The organism is Klebsiella sp. Ech2A (genome assembly GCF_030078455.1).
Taxonomy (GTDB): Bacteria; Pseudomonadota; Gammaproteobacteria; order Enterobacterales; family Enterobacteriaceae; genus Klebsiella; species Klebsiella terrigena.
In genome coordinates this window covers 1-4,283 of the sequence record NZ_JAQGFU010000274.1, presented here as the reverse complement: position 1 = coordinate 4,283, position 4,283 = coordinate 1, and the positions used below count along the sequence as shown (strand labels likewise).

Genomic DNA, 4,283 nt, shown 5'->3' with positions numbered 1-4,283 from the left:
CAGGCGATCACGTGACCCGAGACCCCCTGCTGGCGCCCGGCCTTAATTTGTTCGAGCACCCCGACCGCGGCGATAGCTTCATCGAAGTGCCCTTCGATGGAGGGGACGCCCTCCGTCGGGCAGACCGCCAGAATCTCGGTTCCCGGCGCGGCCGCCGCCCGTGCGGCGGCGCCGATGGTCTCGGTCATGGCGCGGCTGGTGTTGGGATTAATCACTTGTATACAAACAGAGGACATTACGACTCCTTGTAGCCGGCAAACAGCCGGGCGAAATCGGGCAGGGAAACGCCCGCGGTGTCAAAGCGCAGGCTGGCAACGATATGGGCAAAGTGGTGGGTCAGCGCCTCGCTCAGCGGCTGCAGCTCCCCGGCGCGCAGCAGCCCGATCAGCTGCCCGTGGTCGTCGCAGCGGCAGCCCTGACGCCACGGCGATCCCCATGCCGCAACGGCTAATGACGAGCGCTGGCTCAGGCGGGTGACCATCTCGGTAAGCACCTGGTTGGCGGAGATCGCCTGCAGCTGAATATGGAATTCGGCGGAGTAGCGGATCGCCGCCGGGCCGTTGCAGGCCTCATGCGCCTGCTGCTCCTGGCGAATAATCGCCTCCAGCGCCGCCAGATGCGGCGGCCGGCAGCGGGCCAGCACGTCGGGCAGATTGGCGACCTCCAGCAGCTCTCGGGTGCGGAAGATCTCCCGCGCCTCTTCTTCCGTGGGGCTGGCAACCTGTGCACCACGCTTGGGCGTCAGGGTGACCATTTGCACAGCGGCGAGTCGCTGCAGCACCTTGCGGATCCCCGTGCGGCTGACGCCAAAGACCTCCGCCAGCGCCTCCTCCGGCAGCTTGCTGCCCGGCGGCAGCTGGTGTTCAACGATGGCGGTCATCAGCGCCTGATAGATGGCTTCATCCTTGTCCTGCAGGCCTGGCGCGGCGTGCAGACTATTTTCGTGACTCATTAACCGGCTCCGTATTCACGTTTCGATATCAGACTGTATACATAAAAATTAGATATTGCATACAAGATTAACTATTTTGGCCTAATTCCTGCAACAGCCTCAGCAATCCATATTCAGGGGTTTCATCAAGAGGAGCAGGTTTCATGCCACATTCACAAAATACGCATCAGGTTAAGGCCGCGGGCTCCAGCGCCGGCTACAGTCCACGGCTGTGCAACGAGGATCTGGCGCCGACGCGCGACCAGAACTGGAGCTGGTACAACATCTTTTCTTTCTGGATGTCGGACGTGCATAGCATGGGGGGCTATGTCGTGGCGGCGAGTTTCTTTACCCTGGGCTTAGCCAGCTGGCAGGTGCTGCTGTGCCTGCTGGTCGGCATCTGTATCGTTCAGCTGTGCGCCAACCTGGTGGCCCGGCCGAGCCAGATGGCGGGCGTGCCCTATGCGGTGATCTGCCGTCAGGCGTTTGGCGTCTTCGGCGCCAATATTCCGGCGGTGATCCGCGGGCTTATCGCCTTTGCCTGGTACGGGATCCAGACCTATCTGGCCGCCAACGCGCTGATGCTGGTGGTGCTAAAGTTCTGGCCGTCGCTGGCGACGCTCACCGCGAGCAGCTTCCTCGGGCTGTCGCATCTTGGCTGGCTGTGCTTCGCCACCATGTGGCTGCTGCAGGCGATGGTGTTCTGGCACGGGATGAGCGCCATCAAGCGCTTTATTGATATCGCCGGTCCGGCTGTCTACGTGGTGATGCTGGCGCTGGCGGGCTGGATTGTATACAAGACCGGCTTCGACGGGATCTCCTTTACCCTCGCCAGCAAGTCGCTGAGCGCCGGGGAGCAAACCTGGCAGATGATCACCGCCACCGCGCTGGTGGTCTCCTACTTCTCCGGCCCGCTGCTTAACTTTGGCGACTTCTCGCGCTATGGCAAAAGCATGGGTGAAATCCGCCGCGGCAACCGCTGGGGCCTGCCGTTTAACTTCCTGCTGTTCTCTATCGTTACCGTGGTGATTGTCTCCGGGACGCAGTCGCTGTTCGGCCGCATGATAACCGACCCGATTGAAACCGTAAGCCGCGTAGGCAACGACCTGGCGGTGGCCATCGGCCTGCTGACAATGATCACCGCGACCATCGGGATCAACATTGTCGCCAACTTCGTCTCCCCGGCCTTCGACTTCTCCAACTGCTCGCCGCAGAAAATCAGCTTCCGTACCGGGGGGATGATCGCCGCGGTGGGTTCAATCCTGCTCACCCCGTGGAACCTGTTCAACTCCCCGGAGCTTATCCACTACACCCTCGACGTGCTGGGGGCGTTTATCGGCCCGCTGTTCGGCATTCTGCTGGTCGACTTCTACCTGATTAAGCGCGGCAAAATCTCGGTGGACGATCTGTTTGACGATACGCCGAAAGGACAATACTGGTATCGCAACGGCTTCAACCCGAAGGCCATCGCCGCGCTGGTGCCCTCCGTGGCTATCGGTCTGGTTATCAGCTTTATCCCCGCCCTGCATGAGGTCGCCAACTTCAGCTGGTTTATCGGCGTCTTCCTGAGCGGCGCCGCCTACCGCTGGATTGCCCGCGACGAACGCGTCGCCCTCTCCGCCGCCGCGCGCTATGACGCCCGCGCCGTGGCGCAGAAAGAGTAGTTTCCCCTCTCTCGCCGCGCCAGCCGGCGCGGCATATTCCGTAACCGCGACGGCTGGCATCAATATTGCTTTAGATCTTGCTCAATGCGCGATTCAACAGGGAGCCAACATGGCGGAAACCATCAAGTCGTACGATGCTGCAATTCGCGGGGCGTTTTTTGATATCGCCCGGGTCGCCGACGGCGCCGACGATATCGCCCGCCACGCGCGCTATCTTGCCGACGGCCTGCTGTTTATTGAGAACGGCACGATCCAGACGCTGCTGCCGTGGCAGGAGGGAGAGCAGTTTCTCCATCCGCATAAGGGATACACCGACCTGCGCGGCAGGCTGCTGCTGCCGGGCTTTATCGACGCCCACGTCCACTATCCGCAAACGGAGATGATTGGCGCCTACGGCGAACAGCTGCTGGAGTGGTTAACCACCTACACCTTCCCGGTCGAAAGCCAGTTCGCGGACGAGGCCTATAGCGCGGAGATCGCCCGCTTTTTTGTCAACCAGCTGCTCAGCCACGGCACCACCACCGCGCTGGTGTTCTGCACCCTGCATCCCGAGTCCGTCGAGGCGCTGTTTAGCGAAGCGCTGCGCCTGAATATGCGCATTCTCGCCGGGAAGGTGATGATGGACCGCCACGCGCCGGAATACCTGACGGAAACGGCGGAACAAAGCTACCGGCAAACCCGCGAGCTGATCCAGCGCTGGCACCACCGCGGGCGCCTGGGCTACGCCATTACCCCGCGCTTTGCCCCCACCTCCACGCCGGAGCTGCTGTCGGCTATTCAGCAACTGCGGGAGGAGTTTCCGGATACCTGGCTGCACACCCATCTGAGCGAAAATCTCAGCGAGGTCGCGTGGGTGAAAAGCCTGTGGCCGGAGCATGAGCACTATCTCGACGTCTATCACCACTACCGGCTGACCGGCGAGCGCAGCGTATTTGCGCACGGCATTCACCTCGCCGACGCCGAGTGGCGCTGCCTGCACGAGACCGGTTCCGCGCTGGCCTTCTGCCCAACCTCGAACCTGTTCCTCGGCAGCGGCCTGTTTCGCCTGCCCGCCAGCTGGCAGCAGCGGGTGCGGATCGGCATCGGCACCGACGTCGGGGCGGGAACCACCTTCAGCATGCTGCGCACGCTGGGGGAAGCCTATAAAGTTGCCCAGCTTCAGAGCTATCGCCTGCCCGCCTGCGAGGCCTTTTACCACGCCACGCTCGGCGGCGCGCACGCGCTGCGCCTTGATGACAAGATTGGCAACTTCGAAGCGGGAAAAGAGGCCGACTTCGTGGTTATCGACCCGGCCGCCACCCCTTTACAGCGGCTGCGCATCGGACGCTGCAAGGATATCTACGAGCAGCTGTTTGTGCTGATGACCCTCGGCGACGAGCGCAATATCAGCGAGACCTGGGTCAACGGCGAGCGCGTCTGGCACCAGCAGGGCTGACGCCCCGGGCCGGGCCAGAACGCAACATTAGCTCCCCCGATAGGTCGACCAGCCGCCGGGGGCAATCAAAAACGGCAGGTGGAAGTGCTCATCGGCGTCTTCGGCGATCGCAAAATCGATCTGCGCCTTAAGGTAGAGCGTTTCCCGCCCGTCGCGTGAAAACCAGTCGCCGATCTCTGCCACCAGCCGATAGCGCCCGGCGGTCAGCATGCCGGGCGCCTGCAGGGCAATGCTGGCTCTTATACAAGTCGGA

At 62.4% G+C, this 4,283-nt stretch carries 4 protein-coding genes and 1 pseudogene; 2 read left to right on the top strand and 3 right to left on the bottom strand.

All coding sequences use genetic code 11. From position 1 onward, the window contains the following. Nucleotides 1-236: pseudogene (hpxA, locus tag PFH44_RS25215) on the bottom strand (allantoin racemase); the annotation flags it as partial. Then, nucleotides 236-952 (bottom strand): GntR family transcriptional regulator, encoded by a 717-nt coding sequence (locus tag PFH44_RS25210; protein ID WP_283826521.1) that lies wholly within the window; start codon nucleotides 950-952, stop codon nucleotides 236-238. The pseudogene hpxA and the gene PFH44_RS25210, both read right to left, overlap by 1 nt. Nucleotides 953-1,095: 143 nt before the next feature. Between PFH44_RS25210 and PFH44_RS25205 the strand changes: the two genes are divergently transcribed. Beyond that, nucleotides 1,096-2,595, top strand: a complete 1,500-nt coding sequence (locus PFH44_RS25205) for an NCS1 family nucleobase:cation symporter-1 (protein WP_045854755.1) — start codon at nucleotides 1,096-1,098, stop codon at nucleotides 2,593-2,595. A gap of 109 nt (nucleotides 2,596-2,704) precedes the next feature. Next, nucleotides 2,705-4,030 (top strand): guanine deaminase, encoded by a 1,326-nt coding sequence (guaD, locus tag PFH44_RS25200; protein ID WP_283826520.1) that lies wholly within the window; start codon nucleotides 2,705-2,707, stop codon nucleotides 4,028-4,030. Nucleotides 4,031-4,057: 27 nt separating this feature from the next. Here the strand turns inward: guaD and PFH44_RS25195 are convergent. Further along, on the bottom strand, nucleotides 4,058-4,283 hold a 226-nt coding region (locus tag PFH44_RS25195; RefSeq protein WP_283826519.1), incomplete at its 5' end, for a hydroxyisourate hydrolase.

Coding starts and splice junctions, on each gene's coding strand:
- PFH44_RS25210 (WP_283826521.1), bottom strand. CDS start 952: ATGAGTCACGAAAATAGTCTGCACGCCGCGCCAGGCCTGCAGGACAAG.
- PFH44_RS25205 (WP_045854755.1), top strand. CDS start 1,096: ATGCCACATTCACAAAATACGCATCAGGTTAAGGCCGCGGGCTCCAGC.
- guaD (WP_283826520.1), top strand. CDS start 2,705: ATGGCGGAAACCATCAAGTCGTACGATGCTGCAATTCGCGGGGCGTTT.